Origin of the sequence: Gilliamella sp. Nev5-1, assembly GCF_001690895.1 — a bacterium.
GTDB lineage: Bacteria > Pseudomonadota > Gammaproteobacteria > Enterobacterales > Orbaceae > Gilliamella > Gilliamella apicola_C.
In genome coordinates this window covers 1-21,474 of the sequence record NZ_LZHO01000028.1, presented here as the reverse complement: position 1 = coordinate 21,474, position 21,474 = coordinate 1, and the positions used below count along the sequence as shown (strand labels likewise).

At 36.5% G+C, this 21,474-nt stretch carries 17 protein-coding genes, 2 pseudogenes, 1 CRISPR repeat array and 1 riboswitch; of the genes and pseudogenes, 8 read left to right on the top strand and 11 right to left on the bottom strand.

The features are described 5' to 3' along the window. Positions 1-103: 103 nt before the first annotated feature. Positions 104-382: a hypothetical protein gene (locus tag A9G41_RS14500; RefSeq protein ID WP_218057995.1), complete on the bottom strand. Its 279-nt coding sequence runs from the start codon at positions 380-382 to the stop codon at positions 104-106. A 58-nt stretch (positions 383-440) separates the two neighbouring features. Beyond that, positions 441-1,307: a YicC/YloC family endoribonuclease gene (locus A9G41_RS04360; RefSeq protein ID WP_065652836.1), complete on the bottom strand. Its 867-nt coding sequence runs from the start codon at positions 1,305-1,307 to the stop codon at positions 441-443. A gap of 159 nt (positions 1,308-1,466) precedes the next feature. Here A9G41_RS04360 and rph point away from each other — a divergent pair, with 159 nt between their 5' ends. From rph to A9G41_RS04335, 5 genes and pseudogenes are all read left to right on the top strand, one after another. Further along, positions 1,467-2,183, top strand: a complete 717-nt coding sequence (gene rph / locus A9G41_RS04355; RefSeq protein WP_065582744.1) for a ribonuclease PH — start codon at positions 1,467-1,469, stop codon at positions 2,181-2,183. A 31-nt stretch (positions 2,184-2,214) separates the two neighbouring features. Next, positions 2,215-2,862: an orotate phosphoribosyltransferase gene (gene pyrE, locus A9G41_RS04350; RefSeq protein WP_075539371.1), complete on the top strand. Its 648-nt coding sequence runs from the start codon at positions 2,215-2,217 to the stop codon at positions 2,860-2,862. A gap of 197 nt (positions 2,863-3,059) precedes the next feature. Beyond that, positions 3,060-4,157 (top strand): lactate oxidase, encoded by a 1,098-nt coding sequence (locus A9G41_RS04345; protein WP_075539370.1) that lies wholly within the window; start codon positions 3,060-3,062, stop codon positions 4,155-4,157. Positions 4,158-4,764: 607 nt separating this feature from the next. After that, positions 4,765-6,412: a CRISPR direct-repeat array (repeat unit 28 nt; unit sequence TTTCTAAACTGCCTACACGGCAGTGAAC). Between the two features lie 197 nt (positions 6,413-6,609). Continuing rightward, positions 6,610-7,065: pseudogene (locus A9G41_RS04340) on the top strand (type I restriction endonuclease subunit R, EcoR124 family); the annotation flags it as partial. 276 nt (positions 7,066-7,341) lie between these two features. Beyond that, the gene (locus tag A9G41_RS04335) at positions 7,342-8,349 is read left to right on the top strand and encodes an aldo/keto reductase (protein WP_075539368.1); all 1,008 of its coding nucleotides are present in this window, start codon (positions 7,342-7,344) and stop codon (positions 8,347-8,349) included. Positions 8,350-8,447: 98 nt separating this feature from the next. Here the strand turns inward: A9G41_RS04335 and A9G41_RS04330 are convergent, their stop codons facing one another. Then, the gene (locus tag A9G41_RS04330; RefSeq protein WP_065582736.1) at positions 8,448-9,152 is read right to left on the bottom strand and encodes a GntR family transcriptional regulator; all 705 of its coding nucleotides are present in this window, start codon (positions 9,150-9,152) and stop codon (positions 8,448-8,450) included. A 176-nt stretch (positions 9,153-9,328) separates the two neighbouring features. Between A9G41_RS04330 and A9G41_RS04325 the strand changes: the two genes are divergently transcribed. Beyond that, positions 9,329-11,200, top strand: coding sequence for a glucose PTS transporter subunit IIA (locus A9G41_RS04325; RefSeq protein ID WP_065582735.1), 1,872 nt, complete (start codon positions 9,329-9,331; stop codon positions 11,198-11,200). Positions 11,201-11,213: 13 nt separating this feature from the next. Beyond that, the gene (locus A9G41_RS04320) at positions 11,214-12,650 is read left to right on the top strand and encodes a 6-phospho-beta-glucosidase (RefSeq protein WP_065582807.1); all 1,437 of its coding nucleotides are present in this window, start codon (positions 11,214-11,216) and stop codon (positions 12,648-12,650) included. 80 nt (positions 12,651-12,730) lie between these two features. On the opposite strand, the gene dinB is transcribed toward A9G41_RS04320, so the two are convergent. The 5 genes from dinB to A9G41_RS04295 all read right to left on the bottom strand — a co-directional run bounded on the left by dinB (position 12,731) and on the right by A9G41_RS04295 (position 19,340). After that, the gene (dinB, locus tag A9G41_RS04315; protein WP_065582734.1) at positions 12,731-13,786 is read right to left on the bottom strand and encodes a DNA polymerase IV; all 1,056 of its coding nucleotides are present in this window, start codon (positions 13,784-13,786) and stop codon (positions 12,731-12,733) included. Between the two features lie 742 nt (positions 13,787-14,528). After that, entirely contained in the window at positions 14,529-15,233 is a 705-nt protein-coding gene (gene thiQ, locus A9G41_RS04310) for a thiamine ABC transporter ATP-binding protein ThiQ (RefSeq protein ID WP_075539367.1), read from the bottom strand. Then, the gene (thiP, locus tag A9G41_RS04305; RefSeq protein WP_075539366.1) at positions 15,211-16,800 is read right to left on the bottom strand and encodes a thiamine/thiamine pyrophosphate ABC transporter permease; all 1,590 of its coding nucleotides are present in this window, start codon (positions 16,798-16,800) and stop codon (positions 15,211-15,213) included. Before thiP ends, thiQ begins: the two co-directional genes overlap by 23 nt. A gap of 14 nt (positions 16,801-16,814) precedes the next feature. After that, a complete protein-coding gene (thiB, locus tag A9G41_RS04300) occupies positions 16,815-17,819 on the bottom strand; it encodes a thiamine ABC transporter substrate binding subunit (protein ID WP_065582731.1) in 1,005 nt (334 codons plus the stop codon). A 40-nt stretch (positions 17,820-17,859) separates the two neighbouring features. Further along, positions 17,860-17,970: riboswitch (TPP riboswitch) on the bottom strand. A gap of 497 nt (positions 17,971-18,467) precedes the next feature. Next, positions 18,468-19,340, bottom strand: a complete 873-nt coding sequence (locus A9G41_RS04295) for a hypothetical protein (RefSeq protein ID WP_075539365.1) — start codon at positions 19,338-19,340, stop codon at positions 18,468-18,470. On the opposite strand from A9G41_RS04295, the gene A9G41_RS04290 reads away from it, so the two are divergent. Continuing rightward, on the top strand, positions 19,339-19,560 hold the full coding sequence (locus tag A9G41_RS04290) for a hypothetical protein (RefSeq protein WP_075539364.1): 222 nt from the start codon (positions 19,339-19,341) through the stop codon (positions 19,558-19,560). The two genes, A9G41_RS04295 and A9G41_RS04290, sit on opposite strands and share 2 nt — an antisense overlap. Positions 19,561-19,981: 421 nt before the next feature. Here the strand turns inward: A9G41_RS04290 and A9G41_RS14670 are convergent. The 3 genes and pseudogenes from A9G41_RS14670 to A9G41_RS14960 all read right to left on the bottom strand — a co-directional run. Beyond that, positions 19,982-20,143: pseudogene (locus A9G41_RS14670) on the bottom strand (transposase); the annotation flags it as partial. Between the two features lie 345 nt (positions 20,144-20,488). Then, positions 20,489-21,025 carry a lysozyme gene (locus A9G41_RS04280; RefSeq protein ID WP_075539362.1) on the bottom strand — a complete coding sequence of 179 codons (537 nt, stop codon included), beginning with the start codon at positions 21,023-21,025 and terminating at the stop codon, positions 20,489-20,491. Next, positions 20,985-21,209 carry a phage holin family protein gene (locus A9G41_RS14960; RefSeq protein WP_081301583.1) on the bottom strand — a complete coding sequence of 75 codons (225 nt, stop codon included), beginning with the start codon at positions 21,207-21,209 and terminating at the stop codon, positions 20,985-20,987. Before A9G41_RS14960 ends, A9G41_RS04280 begins: the two co-directional genes overlap by 41 nt. Between the last annotated feature and the right edge of the window lie 265 nt (positions 21,210-21,474).

The window sequence follows — 21,474 nt, the reverse complement described above, 5'->3', positions numbered from 1 at the left end:
TATTAAATTATTTTCTGAAAGTGACAGTAGTATTATCCCTAAAATGCCAAACATTGCGCCAATTAACCAGCATCTAGTTAAGCGAAAGTCACCGTTCACATATTCAATTACAACCAAGAGAATCGACGCCGAGCCAATAGATACAACCGTACCAATTGTCACGCCCGATAATCGCATTGATGAATAAAGAGCTAAAGGATAAATCATTGCGGCAAATAGCACCAACAATAAGAAAATAGATATGCTGGATTAACAAGTCACGCTCGTTAATGATTTTAGAGACAGCTAAAACACACTGCAAAATCCCACCAATCCCCATTGCAACTGCGCCAATAAACAAGGAAGAAAGTGAGGGAGCAAATGTGGCTACATTGCCCTCCATAAAATAGAAGCTAATACAACAGCTAGACTACCAAGATATCGGCTCATTAATCAAGTCATTATTCAATGTTTTGTACTTGCTCTCTAATTTGTTCAATGAGTACTTTAAGTTCAATTGCGCTAGCTGTAACATCTGCATTAATTGATTTAGAGGCAATAGTGTTCGATTCACGATTAAATTCTTGCATCATAAAATCTAACCTACGTCCAATCGCTTCGTTTTTCTTCAAAATAGAATAGGTTTCTTTAACGTGTGTCATTAGTCGATCAAGTTCTTCGGCGACATCTATACGTTGAGCAAGCATCACTATCTCTTGTTCTAAGCGAGAATGGTCAAGTTCAATATTGGCTTCTTGCAATTTGCTTTTTAAACGTTCTTTTTGCCACTCAAGTATTTGAGGCATGTAATTGCGAATCTTATTAACTTCAACAGTAATAGCTTCTAAGCGTTTAACAATCAAATCGCTAAGCGCTTTACCCTCACGCTCACGCACTGTAATAAAATCATCAATCGCACTATCTAATAAGACTATAATTTCTTGGGAAATCGCATCCAGATTTTGCTCTTTAGCCGATAAAACCCCCGGCCAACGTAACACATCAATAGGGTTGGTTTGCCCTGATTGATGCTCGGATTGTACCCAACTTGCTGCATTAAGTATTTGTTTAGCCAAATCTTTATTTAACAAGAGTTCTTGATGTTGCCCCGCAGGATCTAGCTCAAAACGTAAATTACATTCAATTTTTCCTCGAGTTAAACGGCTCCGTAATTTTTCACGGATGATAGGTTCAAGTGAACGAAATTGTTCTGGTAAGCGAATGTAAGTTTCTAAATAACGCTGATTGACTGAACGTAGCTCCCAAGAAGCGGTTCCCCATGATTGACTTAATTCTTTTCTTGCATAGGCGGTCATACTGCAAATCATAATAACACCTTAAAATTATAAAAACTTGCTGGGCATTGTATCATATATTCTGTATAATGCGCTCTTAGCTTAGGCTAAACATTAACCCTATCTTGTTGATGTCCTCCTAAATAATGAGTTCAAAACGATATTTTTTAATTGTAACAATTGGAGAATTGCATGCGCCCGTCTGGTCGATCTGCGGAACAAATCCGCCCTATAAAAATAACCCGTCATTATACTAAGCATGCAGAAGGCTCTGTACTAGTTGAATTTGGTGAAACTAAAGTACTGTGTAATGCCACTGTTGATGAAGGGGTACCACGTTTTCTAAAAGGCAAAAATCAAGGTTGGGTAACAGCCGAATACGGTATGTTACCACGAGCAACCAATTCACGTACGCAACGTGAAGCGGCTAAAGGCAAACAAACAGGTCGAACCATGGAAATTCAACGGCTTATTGCCCGATCATTACGCGCAATGATCGATCTAGAATTATTAGGTGAATACACTATCACGCTAGATTGCGATGTTATTCAAGCCGATGGTGGTACAAGAACAGCATCAATTACTGGGGCTTGTGTTGCGCTGAACGATGCCATTAATAACATGGTTGCCGAAGGTAAAATTAAGCAAAACCCAATTAAATCTTTAGTTGCAGCTGTATCTGTCGGCATTGTAGATGGTCAAGCGCTTTGTGATTTGGAATATATAGAAGATTCAAATGCAGAAACCGATATGAATGTTGTAATGACAGATGACGGACGAATTATTGAAATACAAGGCACCGCGGAAGGTGAACCATTTAGCCATGAAGAGCTGTTAACGTTATTAGGATTAGCAAAAAATGGGATAGCCGCCATTATTGATGCGCAAAAACAAGCCTTGAACGACTAAACAGCTAATTGAAGAAAATTGGAGAAAACCGATGAAATCATATAAAAGTGAATTTATTGAATTTGCTTTAGATAGGCAAGCATTAAAATTTGGCGAGTTCACACTAAAATCGGGGAGAAAAAGCCCCTATTTCTTTAATGCTGGATTATTTAATACTGGCAAAGATCTGGCTTTATTAGGCCGTTTTTATGCTGCTGCGTTGATGGATGCCAACTTAGAATATGATGTCATTTTTGGTCCTGCTTATAAAGGTATTCCGATTGTTTCTTCAACCGTTGTTGCACTATCAGAACACCATAATATCGATGTACCTTATTGTTTTAATCGCAAAGAGGCTAAAGACCATGGCGAAGGTGGCAACCTAGTCGGTAGTTCAATTTATCAGCAACGGGTTATGCTAGTTGATGATGTTATTACCGCTGGCACGGCGATTCGTGAATCGATGAGAATATTAGAAGATAACCAATCTAAACTTGCTGGTGTACTAATTTGTTTAGACCGACAAGAAAAAGGCCGTGGTGAGCTATCAGCAATCCAAGAAATTAAACAAACTTATCATTGTGATGTGATTTCAATTATCACATTAGATGATTTGATCCAATACCTCTATCAATCCCCAGAGCGACAAGATCAAGTAAAACAAGTTGAAGCTTATCGGGCTGAGTATGGCATAAAATAATCACCATTCATTTTTCTTTCCTCACAAAAAGCATCGTAAGATGCTTTTCATCATTGCCTATCATGTATTTATTAATATCGCATTTTTCATAATAAAAAATGCTCTTTTCAGAAAAAAAGATTTTTACCTAATGTTAAATAAAAATAGCTGTGATATAACAATATGGCAACATTAATTCTCATAATTAAGAGTGAATCATGTCATACCATACAAGTAATGAAGAACACGCTATAGAGATCGTTAATATTGCTTCATTAGAAGCATTAGTTAAAGCAAGAATGGAAGCTGGTGCTTTTGGTTATATCCGCGGTGGTGCCGAAGATGAGTGGACGATGAGAGAAAACACCTTATCTTTTAACCGCAAAAAAATTGTTCCCCGAGTATTACAAAGGGTTGATCATGCCGATTTAACAACAAAATTATGGGATATCCCACTAAAAACCCCAATTATTCAATCACCATCAGCCGCACAAGGTTTAGCTCACGAAAAAGGCGAAATGGATACAGCTAAAGGGGTTGCCGCTGCGGGTTCTATTTTCTCCATTAGTACTTATGCCAATACTTCCATTGAAGAAGCTGCCAGTGCTGCTCCTAATGTACCGTATTTTTTCCAACTTTATATGAGTAAAGATGATGGTTTCAACCGTTTTATTGTTGATAAAGCAGTTAAAGCCGGTGCAAAAGCGATTATCTTAACAGTTGATTCAACGTTAGGCGGATATCGTGAAGAAGATATTATCAATAAATTCCAATTCCCTCTTCCTATGAAAAATTTAAGCGCTTATAGCCAATCAAGTGGTAATGGTGATGGTTCAGGTAAAGGCATTAGCGAAATTTATGCAGCAGCTAAACAAGGTATAGTGCCATCAGATATTCAAAAAATCAAAGAGATGGCCAAGTTACCTGTTATTGTCAAAGGCATCCAATCACCTGAAGATGCTGCCATTGCAATATCTGCTGGGGCAGACGGAATTTGGGTATCTAACCATGGTGGGCGTCAATTAGACGGTGGCCCAGCCTCGTTTGACGTATTACCAAACATTGCCGCAGTAGTTGCCAAACGGGTACCGATTATTTTTGATAGTGGCGTTCGCCGTGGTGAACATGTATTTAAAGCCTTAGCAAGCGGTGCTGATCTTGTTGCTATTGGGCGTCCTATTCTTTATGGACTAAATTTAGGTGGCGCAGAAGGTGTTAAATCCGTTTTTGATCATCTACATAAAGAGCTATCTATTACCATGCAATTAGCTGGCACAAAAACGATCGAAGATATTAAAAATACCCCATTAATTTAATGGTAGAAATTACTCGCATCGTGCGCCGTACTTAAAAAACGACGGCGATGAATATACATAAAACAAAATTATCGCCATATTATCAACAAGTGATATGGCGATAATACCCTAAAAAACCATCGCTATTAATTTGGCTAAACGAATTATGGATCAGTTATCCAACCATTGATAACCCCAAAAGACCTAATCAAGCATTAACTAACATAATACCCATTGCATATACCACACAAAAACAAGCAACGTAATTTTTTACGTGGTTGTATGATCATTATGAATGTATTTACACAATTGTCACGTTTTAAGTTATTTTTTTGTAAAAAATATTCAGGATTCTATACCGTTTCGAAATAAATAAAAACTTCCAGTATCTTATTTGTTAATAACGTATGATAACCATGGTATTAATCAAATTTGACAAAATCCCCCCATGCCCGCAAACGAGTAAAACAGCTCAAAGTGATAAATATTTCACGGAGATATGGCAAAAAGAACAAATAACTAGCGCCTCATAAAGTTGACAACGATCTATTCGCTTTTATCATACGGTAATACTGCGTAAAGTATTTTTCAGCAAAACAGCTTATCGTTATTAGGAAATCATTTATCATTTCCAAACTGCCTACACGGCAGTGAACCTTATCATTGTATTGTTGCTATCTGCCGATTCTTTCTAAACTGCCTACACGGCAGTGAACATGCTGCACGTTTTGAAGCACAACGTGCTGTTTTTCTAAACTGCCTACACGGCAGTGAACACTTAAATTCAAATGAGAAAACGAAAACGGGCTTTCTAAACTGCCTACACGGCAGTGAACAAGGTCGCGTTGAAATAACGGGTCGACCGACATTTCTAAACTGCCTACACGGCAGTGAACTAACTTTTGGCACAGCTCTATTTTTATTATCTTTTCTAAACTGCCTACACGGCAGTGAACGACAATTATCATGACAATTTTTAACTCGACTGTTTCTAAACTGCCTACACGGCAGTGAACGCATAATTTTATAAACCTGCTGTTTGTGTTCTTTTCTAAACTGCCTACACGGCAGTGAACATCAATATTGTTCATGCTCAGATCCAGAATGCTTTCTAAACTGCCTACACGGCAGTGAACCCATTGCTGCTTACCTTCTTTTGTATCGCAACTTTCTAAACTGCCTACACGGCAGTGAACCTATACGCTGATAAGTAGCTAAATCTAACCAATTTCTAAACTGCCTACACGGCAGTGAACTTATTGATGGAGTTCGTCCAGTCACATGGGTTTTTCTAAACTGCCTACACGGCAGTGAACTTTTTTTTATAAGCTGGACCATTGTAGATCTTTTTCTAAACTGCCTACACGGCAGTGAACATTTAATGCGGTCACCAATTACCAGACTTTCATTTCTAAACTGCCTACACGGCAGTGAACAATCAGTCGTTGCTTCGACTGCATGCCCGAGCTTTCTAAACTGCCTACACGGCAGTGAACCTATAATTTCTTTGTACCGTCGGGGACTTTTATTTCTAAACTGCCTACACGGCAGTGAACAGGCTGGTATACATAAAATGTATATCAGGTCATTTCTAAACTGCCTACACGGCAGTGAACCATTTGAAGCATTTGAAGACGCAGTATTAACATTTCTAAACTGCCTACACGGCAGTGAACATGCCAGTGCTATCGCTTCAGCAGAACTGATATTTCTAAACTGCCTACACGGCAGTGAACCATCAGCGAGTGCTGGTGGCTCTGCTATGTCATTTCTAAACTGCCTACACGGCAGTGAACGTAGCCTTTTCGCACATTGAATAGCTGCAAAGTTTCTAAACTGCCTACACGGCAGTGAACAACAACAACCAACGGTAATTTATCGTTGGTTTTTTCTAAACTGCCTACACGGCAGTGAACCTAATTCATCTGTTCGCCTGATAATTTTAGGTTTTCTAAACTGCCTACACGGCAGTGAACAATCCGTGCCTAATACTAATGTAGAGCCATCTTTTCTAAACTGCCTACACGGCAGTGAACTTAATAATGACTTCCAATAAATTAGCATCTATTTTCTAAACTGCCTACACGGCAGTGAACGTTAAAGCTGGCTAATGCATCACTTAAATACTTTTCTAAACTGCCTACACGGCAGTGAACTGCGGAAGTGCAATATGCAATGCCAGGTGAGATTTCTAAACTGCCTACACGGCAGTGAACATACTGAATACTATCTATCAGACCTACAACAATTTCTAAACTGCCTACACGGCAGTGAACTAGAAGCTAATATACTATCAATATTGTATGCAAAAAGGCAAATAGTGATTTGGGTTTTAAAAACCCTTTTTTGAGGGAAGTTTTTAATTATTTGATTTTCTTTACTTTTAAAATATGGCGAAAAAAAGGGTTTTGGTTTTTAGTTTTTTTGCTTTGTTATAACATAGTACAACCCAAACCTAAAAACCAAAGACTAATTGGATTATATTCTTGAGCTAATTTATGAACAAAATAAACAAGAAAAAACCAAACAAGATATTGTTGAAGAGACTCAACGATTGATTCGTTCAAGTTTAGAAAACCGAGCTAAAGAAGGGTTAATTGTTGAGTTTATTAATCAAACGGATTTAAATAACATTCCCGACAAAGCCAGTACGGTTGATGCTTTTTATCAATATGCACAACGTCAGCAACAAGCTGAAATTAACGTCTTAATCGGAGAAGAGAATTTAAATGAAGCAGCAACCAAACGCTATATTGCTTCTTCATTAAAGCGCAAATATGCAACCGAAAATGGCACTGAATTAAACGAAATGTTACCGAAGATGAGCCCACTTAATCCACAATATTTAATCAAAAAACGTCGGGTTTTTGAAAAAATAGCAACAATGGTTGAAAAATTTAAAGGGGTTGGTGGCAGTGATAACATCTAATTATTAACGATAAAGGGCATGGAATTGCGCATTGACTTTTCCCTGCCCTATAAATAATCAAGCAATATGGTTTGCCATAATCTGCTATGTCTTAATTTAGTATATGTTTTAATTTAATATATTTTTTAATTTAATAGATGAAGTTCTTATCCGTTCTATTTTTTGTAAAAAAGTGATCGATATCACATTAACCCACATTCAAATTTACTATAAAAATAAAAGCGCAATATAATAAGGCGCATTAGAGGTTTCTGTTTTAAATAGAGGAAAGTGATCATGCAATACACTAAACTGGGTAATAGTGATTTAACTGTCTCGCAGATTTGTTTAGGTTGTATGGGATTTGGCGATCCTACAGCAGGTATTCACAACTGGACACTAAATGAATCAGAAAGCAGCAAAATTATTGGATATGCTCTTGAGCAAGGTATTAATTTTTTCGATACCGCAATCGCTTATCAAAATGGCTCAAGCGAAAGATATGTTGGCAAAGCATTACGCGATATGAGCCAGCGTGATGAAGTGGTCATAGCAACAAAATTTTTACCACGTACAGCTGAGCAAATTGCTAATGGCATAACTGGGCAACAAGCTATCAACCAATCACTCAACCAAAGCCTAAAAAATTTGGGGGTGGATTACGTCGATCTTTATATTTATCACTATTGGGATTACAACACACCTATAGTAGAAGTCCTTGAAACCCTTCATCAAAATATTCTGGCAGGCAAAATCCGTGCAATTGGCATTTCGAACTGTTATGCATGGCAACTGGCAAAAGCAAACACCATAGCAAAATATGAAGGCTTAACACCGTTTGTTTCAATTCAAAGCCACTATAACTTAATTATGCGTGAAGATGAGCGAGAATTATTTGGATTATGCCAAGAAGATAATATTGCTATGACGCCTTATAGCGCACTTGCCAGCGGTCGCCTTGCTCGTCCATATAACACCCAAACTGTACGCGCCAATGCGGATAACTATGCGAAGAAGAAATACGACAAAACCGCCGAGCAAGACCACGTGATCATCGATCGAGTTGCAGAAATTGCTGAACGCCACCAAGTATCCATGACGGAAGTTTCATTGGCATGGCTATTAACTAAAGTTACTGCTCCTGTTGTGGGTGCAACAAAAACCAAACAAATTCAAGAAGCCGTCAAAGCAACCCAATTACAATTAAGCAATGACGAACTAAACTACTTAGAAGAATGCTATAAACCTCACGCATTGGTTGGCATCATGGCAGATAACAAACCACCAATAAAACAAGCTAATTAACTTAGATATAAAATTGTTATCGAAAATAATAAGAATTAGTACCTATTTACCGCCAATTTTTATAACAGCGTAGCGCCGTTTTGACTATGTTAAATGGCTTATTTTGAATGATTTTGTATGCAAAATCTTGCATTTTCATAATGGTAAATAATTTTTGAGAAATCAAACGGCTCACCAGATGAGGTATAAAATATTTCTTCAACGCAAAGAGCAGGATCCCCCGCTTGTAACCCAAGATATTTTGCTATGTTTGCATCAATTTTGATGATTTGAAAATATTTATCAGAAAAACCAATATTGATATTGTAATTTTCTTGAATGTAGCTAAAAATTGAACGTTCAACAATGTCTGTATTTAAATAACAAATAAGCTTTTTGCGATAATAGGACTGTTCTAAGCAATATAATTTATCATCAACATAACGTAATCTTTTTACAAAATAAACATCTTCACAATCATCACATTGTAGGTTTTCTTTCACTCTTGCACTGGGTTTGATAATGTCAACATTAAACACTTTAGATGAACCATATACATCATCTAAATCAACAGTAAAGCCATGGCTTTGTAAAAAACTGAGGTAGCCTCTTTTTTTGCGCTCACGAACAAAAATACCGCTACCTTGCACTTGATAAATAACGCCTTGTCGTTCCAGACAATTGAGCGCTTTAATAATTGTGCTACGACTCACCTGATACTGATTAATCAACCCTTCAATATTAGCAAGTTGAGTACCTTTAGCTAATTGTTGCTGATAGATCGTCTGTTTAATTTTTTTGGCAACATCTTGATATTTAATCATTGATATATCTTTTTATTGAATAAGCAATTTAACTATTATTTTATACAGGTTAGGTTAACTTTTAAATTAAATGATGTAAAAAGTCGATCTAGATCACAAACAATATAATTGTTAATTAACAATTTTGAAATTGCCTATAAAATAATCTTACTGAATTGCTTTTAAGGAGTTTATGGATGTCATCAAAAATTAGAGATTATAACAAGCTAGCTGTTGATATTTTAAATGAGTTAGGTGGTGAGAAAAATATTGTTACCGTTTCTCGCTGTGCAACACGCCTTCGCCTTGTTACCCAACATACACCAGATCACGCAAAAGAAAACATTGCTAAATTACCAGGCGTGATTACCGTTGTTGAAAAAGGCGGTCAAATCCAAGTGGTTATTGGTACGCATGTTGATAAAGTCTATAACGCTTTTACTCAACTCGTTAATACTGATAACAAAATTGAAGTAGAAAATGATAGCAACATATTAAATCGCATCATTGCAACAATGTCGGCTGTATTTGCCCCGTTTGTCTATATTTTAGCCGCATCAGGAATTTTGCAAGGTATCTTGATTTTACTTAAATTGGTCTGCCCTGAGCTAGAAAAGACTGGAACTTTTGAGGTGTTCAATTTCATCTCTTGGGCGCCTTTTGTCTTTTTGCCAATTTTTATTGCCATTACCGCTTCACAGCATTTCCGTTGTAACTTATATATCGCCGTTGCTTGCTGTGCAGCACTGCTATCGCCGACATGGACTGAGTTTGCAAAACTAATAAGCGAGGGGCAAGAAATTGATCTATTTGGCATTGCACTATCGAAAACCACTTATGCCTCAACCGTTTTACCACCACTCTTTTTAGTTTGGTTACTCTCTTATTTAGAGCGCTTCTTAGAACCTCGCCTGCACAGTATTATAAAACCGGTGCTATTACCATTATTTAGTCTTGTTATTATGGTACCTTTAACATTACTTATTGTTGGTCCATTAACTGCCAATGGTGCACAATATATTGCTGATGGTTATAACTGGTTTGTTAATTTAGCTCCATCGTTTGCTGGTGGAATTATTGGTGCAGTTTGGCAAGTGTTTGTTATTTTTGGCGTGCACTGGGGGATCACACCGGTTATCGTTGAAAACTTTAAACAATATGGTCAAGACTCTTTCCAAGCATTTCAAACCATCGCCGTTATTGGTCAAGTCGGGGCAGCATTTGGTTTTTATTTAAAAACAAAAACTCAAGAGATGAAAGGCATTTCATTATCCGCTTTTATTACTGGCTTATTTGGGATAACCGAACCGGCTATTTATGGCGTTAACTTACGTTTTAAAAAGCCATTTATTTATGGCTGTATTTCGGCTGCTTGTGGTGGTATTGTGGCTGGTTTCTTTTCTCCTCACTACTTTGCTTATGCTGGTTTGCCTGGCCCTTTAACTATCGTCAATGCAATTAGCCCAAACAGCCCTAGCTCATTTATTGGTGTTGCAGTTGGGTCACTTATTGCTTTGGTGGGACCTGTCGTTTTAATTCAAATCTTTGGTACTGGTGAAACGAAACAAGATGAGTCTGTTATTGAAAATGATACGCCTAAAGTCTTGCTTGACGAGCTGGATATCACAAGCCCAATGACAGGACATGCTTTACCCCTAAGTGAAGTACCTGATCCTGCTTTTTCACAAAAATTAATGGGCGAAGGGATTGCGATTGAACCGACTGATAATCACGTCTATGCGCCTTTTGATGCCGAGGTAACTGCGGTATTTGAAAATTCTAAACATGCCATTGGTTTAACATTAGATAACGGCGTTGAGTTACTAATTCATGTGGGGATTGATACGGTTAATTTGACCAATAACGAGTTTGCATATCACGTTGAATTACACCAAAAAGTAAAAAAAGGTGATTTACTCATCAGCTTCAATCCTGAGGCAATTAAGCAAGCTGGCTACCCGTTAATCACCCCAATTATTATTGTTAATACCGATCAATACCAATTCATTTCATTAACGGATAAAACAGAAGTAACAGTTGATGATATCATATTTAAAATTAAGCAATAACAAGGAATCAAAAATGACTAAAAAACCATTTTTATGGGGCGGCGCTTTAGCCGCTCACCAATTTGAAGGTGGCTGGAACGAAGGCGGTAAAGGACCCAGCGTGGTTGATGTTATGACCGCTGGTGCTCATGGCGTTGCAAGACAAATCACCCAAGATATTGAACCCGATAAGTTTTACCCAAACCATACGGCCATTGATTTTTATCATCATTATAAAGATGATATCAAACTCTTTGCTGAATTAGGTCTTAAATGTTTACGCACGTCAATTGCTTGGACACGCATTTTTCCAAAAGGTGATGAGCTTGAGCCAAACGAAGAAGGCCTGCGCTTTTATGATAATGTTTTTGATGAACTCATTGCTCATGGCATAGAGCCTGTTATCACGCTATCACATTTTGAAATGCCATTACATATAGCTCGCCATTATGGTGGTTTTAGAAACCGTAAAACAGTGGAATTTTTTGAACGTTTTGCCACTGCGTGTTTTGAGCGTTATAAAAATAAAGTCAAATACTGGATGACATTTAACGAAATTAATAATCAAATGGATACCAGTAATCCTATCTTCTTTTGGACGAATTCGGGCGTCCAAGTTAAACCGGGCGAAAATCCGCAAGAAGTTCTGTACCAAGTTGCTCACTATGAACTATTAGCCAGTGCCAAAGCGGTGATTGCTGGTAAAAAAATCAATCCAGATTTTCAAATTGGTTGTATGGTGTCACATGTGCCAATTTATCCATATTCTTGTAACCCTGAAGATATGATGGCATCAGAAATCGCTATGCATCAACGCTTCTTCTTCCCTGATGTTCACGTTCGTGGCTATTACCCTGCATATGCATTAAAAGAATTCGAACGTGAAGGCTATAAACTTGATATTACACAAGAAGATCTTGCTTATTTAAAACAAGGTACAGTTGATTACATTGGTTTTAGTTACTACATGTCAACGGTTGTAAAAGCAGATGCCAAAAATGACAATCGCGATAACATTGTTAACGGAGCGCTACCTAATGCGGTTGAAAATCCTTATATTAAAAGCAGTGACTGGGGTTGGCCTATTGATCCTGAAGGATTACGTTATACCTTAAACCGTTTATATGATCGTTATCAGTTACCATTATTTATTGTCGAAAATGGATTTGGTGCCATTGATGAGCTAGAAAATGGTAACCAAGTGCATGACAAACCACGCATTGAATACCTAGGTGCTCATATCAAAGCGATGCAAACCGCCATGGATTATGATGGTGTTGATGTGATGGGCTATACCGCTTGGGGGATTATTGATGTGGTGTCATTTACCACTGGTGAAATGAAAAAACGCTATGGTGTAATTTATGTTGACCGTGATAATGAAGGCAACGGTAGCATGAAGCGTTATAAAAAAGATTCTTTTGAATGGTATAAAAAAGTTATTAGCACCAATGGTGCAAGTTTAAAGTGATAATTATCCATTAATTGATAAATGATTATGAGGATGAATACAGGCTTTGCCTGCATCCTCTTTTTTTATAAGAAAAAAGCTTAAAATGGAAAAATGAGCTGTTTTTCAACTTGTGGATCGATTAACGTGACATGAAAACCAATTAACCGAACGCCACGCCCGTTACGACGTTCTAACCAAACTTTATGGGCTTGTTTAATTAAATCGGCCTTATCTAGTTTTGACCATACATGCTCTTGAGTGGTAAGTTGAAAATCATCGAACTTAAATTTGACACCCTGCCGAGCGATCGATAAATCAGAACGCACTTTACTTAATCGTTTTTCAAGCTCTTCAAATAATGAATCAAACTGTAATAAACACGCTTCCCAATGATGAATATCATCAACTAAAGTGCGCTCGACACCAACCGATTTGCGTTGCCTGTCATTACATACTTCTCTCTCATCAATACCTTGGCATCGTTCATACAAGACTCGCCCAAATTTGCCAAAATGGTTAAATAATTTAGTCACATCATAATTGACTATATCTTGACAGGTAAATAATCCCAAATCAGCTAATTTTTTTTCAGTCACTTTTCCCACACCAGGAATTTTTTTTAAAGGGAGCTGTTCAATAAAGCCATCAACTTCATCAGGTGTTATCACATATTGACCATTAGGTTTATTCATGTCAGAAGCGATTTTGGCAAGAAACTTCAGTGGAGCAACACCAGCCGATGCGGTTAACTCAAGTTCCTTAAAAATAGCTTGGCGGATATCTTGCGCAATCAAAGTTGCCGAGCCGTGACATAGTTTACAATCAGTCACATCAAGATAAGCTTCGTCAAGTGATAGCGCCTCAATCGCTTGGGTATACCGCTTAAATATTTGGTGGATCTGGTTTGATACTTCTTTATATACCGCATGCCTACCGGGTATAATTTTAAGATTGGGGCACAGTTTTATAGCTTGTGCCATTGACATTGCACTGTGCACACCATATTGGCGTGCTAAATAATTGGCAGTAGCCACCACACCGCGCTTACGAGGATCGCCCCCCACCGCAATAGGCACATTACGATAACGGGGATTATCTCTCATTTCAACAGCGGCATAAAAACAATCCATATCAACATGAATAATTTTTCGCATAAACGGTATTACGGCAAATAAAATATAACTGTATAAATATACAATATCACACCTTAAGTGGCAGTGTAAACACCGACGATAGCTACTTTTCTAATTTATCAAAATCAATTAACCCTTTTTTATCATAAGGATCACCAACCCAACGGATCGATTCATGGAAAATTTCCGATTAACTAAAATTTTTTCAGTAACATATAAGCTATCACTTAATCCAGTAAAAACTAATCATGTGTGAATTACGTTTTATGTGCTAAATTTTCGATTGACATAGTTTGATAATGGTTTGTATACGTTGATATTCACGCTAGCAATAACCAAAGCAGAAAACACAGTTCAAGTCAGTGTTTTCTCGTTTCTTACTAATATATTCTGGGATAGTATTTGATAAACATCTTCGTCGTGATCATAAATAAAAATATATAGCGGTAAAGCACAAACAAATAAGTGAAAAATAAGCTATCAGAGCTAAGTACTAACCAACTAAACTTATGGCATGTATGTCCATTTTGCATAAATAATTAATTAATGTTGTTAATAATTAAGGTAATTTAATCTAAATAGATTAATTAAACCTTAAGCGTTGACCAACAAAATAGAGATAGTGCAATTTATAAACATCTAATTAATAAATTTGTAATTAATCAATTAATCGTAATTTTTTAACTCAATAAAATCACAATTCACTTAATATTGAATAATAAAATAGGCAGGTAAAAGTGTTATTTCCAAGCTTCAACCCTTTTTAAGAATAATTAAAACCCAACATTTTTGCAATTTCGTTATGTTTAGATTGTGCAAGCTGTGTTGGTAAATCGTTAAAAACAATGTTGCCATTATCAACCACCAAACAACGTGAAAAATAATTAAGTGAATCATCAAGATAGTGTGATACCATCATTAAAGTTAAATTGAAATCATCACAAATTTGATCGACTAACGCCAACATTTCAAAACGCAGAGCTTGATCGAGCGCTGAAAATGGTTCATCTAACAATAAAACAGGGCGATGCTGAATTAAACAACGCGCTAATGCCACACGTTGCCGTTGCCCGCCTGAAAGCTGATTAGGATAACGATTGTTAAAACCTGCTAAACTAACCTTAACTAGTATATCTTCTATTGTTTGCCGTTCAGATGCATTCAGTTTTAAACAAGGTTTTATACCTAAACCAATATTTTGCTCAACGGTTAAATGGTTAAATAAATTGTTACGTTGAAATAAAATCGAAACGGGGCGTTTGCCTGGCAAGGTGCGAGTCATATTTTGATGATTAAGTAAAATTTGCCCCGAGTTTGGTAAAACAAATCCAGCAATCAAATTTAACAAGGTACTTTTACCAGCACCACTGCGTCCAATAATGACGACTTTTTCTTTTGCTGCAATTTTGAGATTAAAATGCATTCTAAAATTATCGTAATGATAATTAATTTGATTTAGTTCGATCATAATCCATCACAACCAATAAACTAAAAGATAATATTAACAATAATGCGGCCGTTACGGCACTTTCTTTATAATGATAACTTGATATTTGTTCATACAAATAATACGGTAATGTGGTCACTGATTTCCCACCAAATAAAGCAATAATACCAAAATCACCCAATGATAATATTGCAGACAGAGCAAAACTCTGGATAATTAATCTTTTTAGTGCTTTATATTCAATCAAATAAAAGTGAAAAAAGCCATTAATATTAAGTGATTGACTTAATTGCCAATAGCGCGATACAACATCAAACATAGGTACAGCAAGATTTTTCAATATAAAAGGCAATGCCATTAAACCATTACATAGCATAATTAAAAGGCAAACAACGATAAAACTATGCGCAAAGGGAAATAATAATAAAAATAGACCTGATGAAAATACCATGCTTGGAATAATTAAAATTAGCGATCCAACTAACATTAATTGGTTGCTCCACTGTATTTTGTGATTAATTAACAAACGGCTATTAGTATAAAGTAATAACAATGCTAGCAACATGGCAATAGTAGCTGAGCCAAAAGCAATTAATAATGAAAACATAACTGCCTGTTGAAAAGACGCAGTTAAAAATGACCATTGAAAAAAATATCCCCCTCCAATGAGTAGGGTCATAATCGGTAGCAAAATAAATAACCCACCAGTAACAATAATAATCATACATAAAAAGGCTAAATGATTTGAAACAGGCAAACGGTAACTTTGCCTAACATAGCATGTATTAGGTTTTTGATGGTGGTTATTATTATGAGTAAATTTTTGCATCAAGCAAATAAAACAAACACAACAAATAAACTGTAAACAAGCTAAAAGCACAGCCTGAGCTAAATCTAAGTCACGAATAGATTGATAAATGGCGACTTCAAATGTTGTATATTTTGGTCCACCTCCTAGCGCTAATACGATCGCAAAGCTAGAAAAACACAGCATAAAAATAAGCGCAGCCATCGGGAACAGTTGCCGACGCAGTAATGGCCACTCAATCAATTTAAAGTAAGTAAAACTTGAAAAGTTTAATTGTGCAGCTAGCTGTTTGTGTTCAACTGGTGCACTATTTAACGTTCGATAGAATAGACAGCAAGCATACGGAAAATTTAAAAATACATGTGCAAGTAAAATGCCTGTTAACCCATAAATCGATGTCATAAAAGGCACCCCAAAATAACCGAAAACAGTCGCTAATAAGCCCTGTTTACCATAAACCGACAACAACCCAGTGACTACAACAAGTGTCGGTAAAATAAAGGTAATTGGCATAATGCGCAATAATAATCTTTTACCTAAAAAATCAATCATCGACAAAGCTTTAGCCATGATAATTGCCAATAATACAGATAATAAAGTCGATAATGTTGCTTGAAATAAAGTTATCCAAATAACATGTAATAAATACTCATCAAAATAGACGACTAAATTATTAAATTTAATCGCAGTCAAACAAAGCGCAAAGAGTGCTGCGCCTAATATCATTAAGATCAGGCTAGCAGCGCTAATTCCTGGGAGTAATATTCTTAACTTCGACATTAGGTAAAATAAAACTACTTGCTAATGGCAGACTGCCATTCTCGTACCCACGTTTTTTGATTATGTTCAACTTGCTTTGCATCAAACTCAAGCGCTTTATTTATAGGCTTAACTTGCTTAAAAGCTTCAGGTAACGATGTATTAATAATAGGGTACATGGTATTTTTCTCAGCAAATTGACGTTGCACATCGGGGGTCAATAAATATTGCAAAAAAGCCCGTGCTAATTCGGGTTGCTGACTATATTTAGTAATACCAGCAACTTCAACTTGACGATAATGCCCTTCATCAAAAATAGCCGCAGCATAACGATAATCATTATCATTCATAATATGAGCAACAGGTGAAGTGCTATAGCTAAGCACAAAATCAGCTTCACCCTTTAAAAATAGCCCATAAGCTTCACTCCAGCCCTTAGTTACTGTCACGGTGTTTTTAGCTATTTTTTGCCATGCTGATGAGGCATCATCACCATAAATATTCTTTATCCAAAATAATAAACCTAACCCCGGAGTGCTGGTTCTAGGATCTTGATAGATAATCTTCCAGTTGGCTTTATTATCAACTAATTCATGCATAGAGCGTGGTGGATTGCTGATTTTTTGTTGATTATAAATAAAAGCAAAATAGCCAAAATCATAAGGCACAAAATCATCATCCCACCAGTTGGTATTTAAATTATCGGGTTTATTGATTTGGTGAGGAATAACAATATTGGCTTGTTTAGCCTGTTCTAAAAGATTATTGTCTAATCCCAAAACAACATCGGCATTGGTCTTATCGCCCTCAAGACGCATTCGATTTAAAATCGATACGCCATCGCCTAATGTAACAATCTCAACTTCGCAACCACACTGCGCTTCAAATCCCTTTTCAATTTCCCGCCCTGGCCCCCACTCAGAAATAAAAGAGTTGTAGCTATACACAATCAAGGTAGGTTTTATGTTGGTAGCATTTGCAATATTTGCCATAAAAAGTGCAGATAATACCAAAGATAATAACAATTTTTTACAAAACATTTTGCCTCCAAAATAGCAAATAAAAGACAAAAGGTTTGAGTAGGTATAATAACTCAAATCCCTCCGCTGGCATGATCCAGTTCAGGTTCGACGGGTTATGCTAATCTAACGCTAACATTCTCAGCCCCACTGGGCACCCCGTTGAGAACATTGACTAGTGTAGTGTTTAGGATTATGTTTGTAAACAACCAAGCAAATAAAGCATTGTGAGCGAAACAACAAGAAATTAAAATAACCATTGATTTTATTGTTTTTTTTATGATTTTGTTTTAAAACCAAAAAGACACTTACTACGCTGAATGCTCGAAAACGAATCGATATCAATTTTTCATCAGCTTATCCATAACGTAACAAGCTACGGTGGTGTTAACACTTTCTAACTCTGAATAAATAATAATAACCTTTGGCTTTTATAAAATGTGAATGCGCTATCAATAAAAAAACAGTCAGAAAAAGGATTGATTTTATTGATGTTTAAATAATACTTTTACGCCAGCATTAAAAACATATGCTGGCTGTACAAACGCACTTAACGTTAGCTCGCTTGGCGACTTAGACTAACTAACGTTGAGCATTATACGTTAACAGCTTTATCTTTGATTTATGTCAAGTTGCATATCCTTTTATACAAGAATTAAGAAGTCAGTATTAAGGGTGAACGCACATACCATAATTGATACTAGAAACAAAATTTGAATTTGGATTTTTTACTTTACCATAGCCCGAGTCTACGAAGAAATCGCTATCGCTAGTCCAGTAGCGGTCGTTCTTGAAGCCAGCATTACTAAGCAAAGACCCCCACTCGGTTATAAAGCCAGCATCAACATGACGTAATAACGTATTATAATCTAATGATTGGGGTAAGGCGCCATCTATTCCATTTCTACAAGGAAAATCTTCGCGAGGGTGGTTGGGACGACACTTCGCATTGGTCAGATCTTTTACTCTTGGTATACGATAATTTATCGCACTGCACCATGCAGTTTGCTCTGATTGGTTACCTTTTTTATCACCGCGATTGACAAACCAGTGCTTCAACACAAAACCATATTTTACAACCTCTTCATTATGTCTATTTATACCGACTAATTCAAATGTTTGTGGCAAACTTGGCTTAAAGACCGGGACAGGATTATTGGAATTTATCTGAGCATTATCGGCAAATGGACCGTTTAAAGTGACGCGTACAAATACTTTTGCTTCTAACTGTGGTTCACAGGGAATCACACTCACACTCGAACAAGCTTCATGAACCCAAGAATCATTCGCTGTTATTTTGGTTACAGTGGCAGTAATTCCTTCGTGTGTAATGGGTGTATTCCATATCAAATCATTGGCATCGCCACCTAGGACTAAATCAAAATACAACCCATTAGCCCCTGTGGTAGGAAAATTAGAGGCATATGATTGGGTGTTGTAAAATCCTTTATTGTAGACAAATCCTGGCGCGGTGGGTGTAGGACCGAACCCATCGGAATTATTAGTAAATGAATAAGGGGAAAGATGAGGGGAAGCAAACATGATAAAGGGGGCTGGTGGCAGCATGATTGCATCACTGCGATTATTATCACGAGGTAATGCATATAAATGCCATGAATATAGCAAAAATAGTAATAGCGACAACGCCTGTAACGGTTTTTTAGCAAGTTGTGATAATAATTTAAGAGATGACCCCGAAGGGATAAATGAACTAAAGCGACAAACTCGACCAACAGCGTTAATCGAACGATTTAAGACATAGGACTGCCAGCGCTGGTGTTTGGTGTTTGGTGTTTAAGATGATACGGCATTTTGTTTGACCTGTCAAGTAAATTTTTGTTTTGTTTCACTTTTTTATAATTAATTGCTCGCTTAGTGAGCTTGTTTTTTAATTGATGAAAGTATAACTGTTAAAAAAAATCTTGGCTAGTGTTTTAGGTATTTTTTGATCTAAAAGATTATCACCAAATCCCAAAACAACATCAGCATTGATCTTATTAGAATTCTATTTGTAAACAACCAAGCAAATAAAGCATTGTGAGCGAAACAACAAGAAATTAAAATAACCATTGATTTTATTGTTTTTTTTATGATTTTGCTTTAAAGCAAAAAAGACACCTATTACGCTGAATGTTCGAAAACGAATCGATATCAATTTTTCATCAGCTTATCCATAACAAAATTAAGCGTTTGATGTCTGAAATTTTCATACCGCCGTATTTTTCCCGCCATTGATAAAAAGTTGAATTACCCATGCCCTATTTACGGCAGAGTTCCTTGACAGGAATACCTGCTTCAGCTTCTTTTAAAATAGCGACGATTTGATGTTCAGTCATTTTTTTCATAATTGAATCCTCTTTTACTTTTATCATAGAGAACTTTCTACTTTTTTGCTGTACTATTTTAGGGGGGGCTAGTTACACCGATTTCTTATCGCCTCAATAATGTTTGATTCAATTTTTTTAACTTCATTATTATCTTGTATGTATTTTTCGTACTTTGCTTCAGCTTTATTTGCTCTCACCACTGCAAGCTTTTCATCTTGCCGACATTTGTAGGCGAAATAACAAGCAAATAACAACATACTAATCAATGATATATTTACTTTTGATACGTTGAACATGATGAATCTCTCAACAATAACGAGACAAATAAAAACCAACCCCAGCCGTTGACACCTTTGATAGCCATTATCGATGCGATGATAAAACATAAGATAGACATAACGCCTTCTCCTTTTCTCGTCTGATTGCTAAACCTTTTAGAACCTTACCATCTGCTTTATTCCACCTTGGGAATTCATTACAAGCCGCCTTATAATCACCGTTATTCAGATGTTTATACATTGTTGATGTTCGCATTTTTGTACATCCAACGTTAAAGGTAATTGAGGTCACAGCGTCAAAAACAGACTGGGGAAGATGAAAGCCTTTAGCATAGCGATTAACACATTGTTCAGCCGTTTTTATGTCATCGACCCAACGCTTTGCTATCTCATCATCAGTATAAATTTTTTGTTCAATATGATTACCCGTTGAACCAATGCCAACCGTTAATATGTTAGCTGGGCAATAATAAGGCTCTCGTACGCAGGATTCAGCATTACCGATTATTTCAAGACCCGATTGACTTGTTCTTATGTCATCTGAGTAGTTGGTAATAACAATACCGATTATTACCGAAACACTACAAATCGCACTCGTCGCTATTTTTGTGGTATTTCGCATAATATTGCTCTCTCAAGTTTTTTTTATGATAAAAATCTCGGCGCTTATACAGCCAATTAATAATAAATGTCGCTATTGATAAGATAATACCGACAATAATGGCAATATCATTTAAACTAAGTGCGCCTAAAAGCGTGCATATAGCGCCCCAGAAATAAGATATCGGTGATGAGTATCTTTCCATGTTAAATATCTTTATGTGAGTTAATAAGGTGACAGCGTACTAGCTATATTGAGTTGTGTGCGTGTCTAGCTTTGCTGTCGATTCTGTGGATGCCCAAAACGTGTATATACAGAGGTTTAGGTACGGTTACTAGATGTCAACGACATCAATATCATCAACATGTTTAGTTTGTTAAATTTATATATAAAGAAACCGCAATTAAGCGGTTTAAAAGCAACAGGGGAATTCCCATATCGACATTAATTAAATTTTATAAAATTGCTAT

Bases quoted from the DNA above. Each gene is read 5' to 3' on its own strand.
- A9G41_RS14500 (WP_218057995.1), bottom strand. From the start codon at position 382: ATGGAGGGCAATGTAGCCACATTTGCTCCCTCACTTTCTTCCTTGTTT.
- A9G41_RS04360 (WP_065652836.1), bottom strand. From the start codon at position 1,307: ATGATTTGCAGTATGACCGCCTATGCAAGAAAAGAATTAAGTCAATCA.
- rph (WP_065582744.1), top strand. From the start codon at position 1,467: ATGCGCCCGTCTGGTCGATCTGCGGAACAAATCCGCCCTATAAAAATA.
- pyrE (WP_075539371.1), top strand. From the start codon at position 2,215: ATGAAATCATATAAAAGTGAATTTATTGAATTTGCTTTAGATAGGCAA.
- A9G41_RS04345 (WP_075539370.1), top strand. From the start codon at position 3,060: ATGTCATACCATACAAGTAATGAAGAACACGCTATAGAGATCGTTAAT.
- A9G41_RS04335 (WP_075539368.1), top strand. From the start codon at position 7,342: ATGCAATACACTAAACTGGGTAATAGTGATTTAACTGTCTCGCAGATT.
- A9G41_RS04330 (WP_065582736.1), bottom strand. From the start codon at position 9,152: ATGATTAAATATCAAGATGTTGCCAAAAAAATTAAACAGACGATCTAT.
- A9G41_RS04325 (WP_065582735.1), top strand. From the start codon at position 9,329: ATGTCATCAAAAATTAGAGATTATAACAAGCTAGCTGTTGATATTTTA.
- A9G41_RS04320 (WP_065582807.1), top strand. From the start codon at position 11,214: ATGACTAAAAAACCATTTTTATGGGGCGGCGCTTTAGCCGCTCACCAA.
- dinB (WP_065582734.1), bottom strand. From the start codon at position 13,786: ATGCGAAAAATTATTCATGTTGATATGGATTGTTTTTATGCCGCTGTT.
- thiQ (WP_075539367.1), bottom strand. From the start codon at position 15,233: ATGATCGAACTAAATCAAATTAATTATCATTACGATAATTTTAGAATG.
- thiP (WP_075539366.1), bottom strand. From the start codon at position 16,800: ATGTCGAAGTTAAGAATATTACTCCCAGGAATTAGCGCTGCTAGCCTG.
- thiB (WP_065582731.1), bottom strand. From the start codon at position 17,819: ATGTTTTGTAAAAAATTGTTATTATCTTTGGTATTATCTGCACTTTTT.
- A9G41_RS04290 (WP_075539364.1), top strand. From the start codon at position 19,339: ATGATAAAGGGGGCTGGTGGCAGCATGATTGCATCACTGCGATTATTA.
- A9G41_RS04295 (WP_075539365.1), bottom strand. From the start codon at position 19,340: ATGTTTGCTTCCCCTCATCTTTCCCCTTATTCATTTACTAATAATTCC.
- A9G41_RS04280 (WP_075539362.1), bottom strand. From the start codon at position 21,025: ATGCGAAATACCACAAAAATAGCGACGAGTGCGATTTGTAGTGTTTCG.
- A9G41_RS14960 (WP_081301583.1), bottom strand. From the start codon at position 21,209: ATGGAAAGATACTCATCACCGATATCTTATTTCTGGGGCGCTATATGC.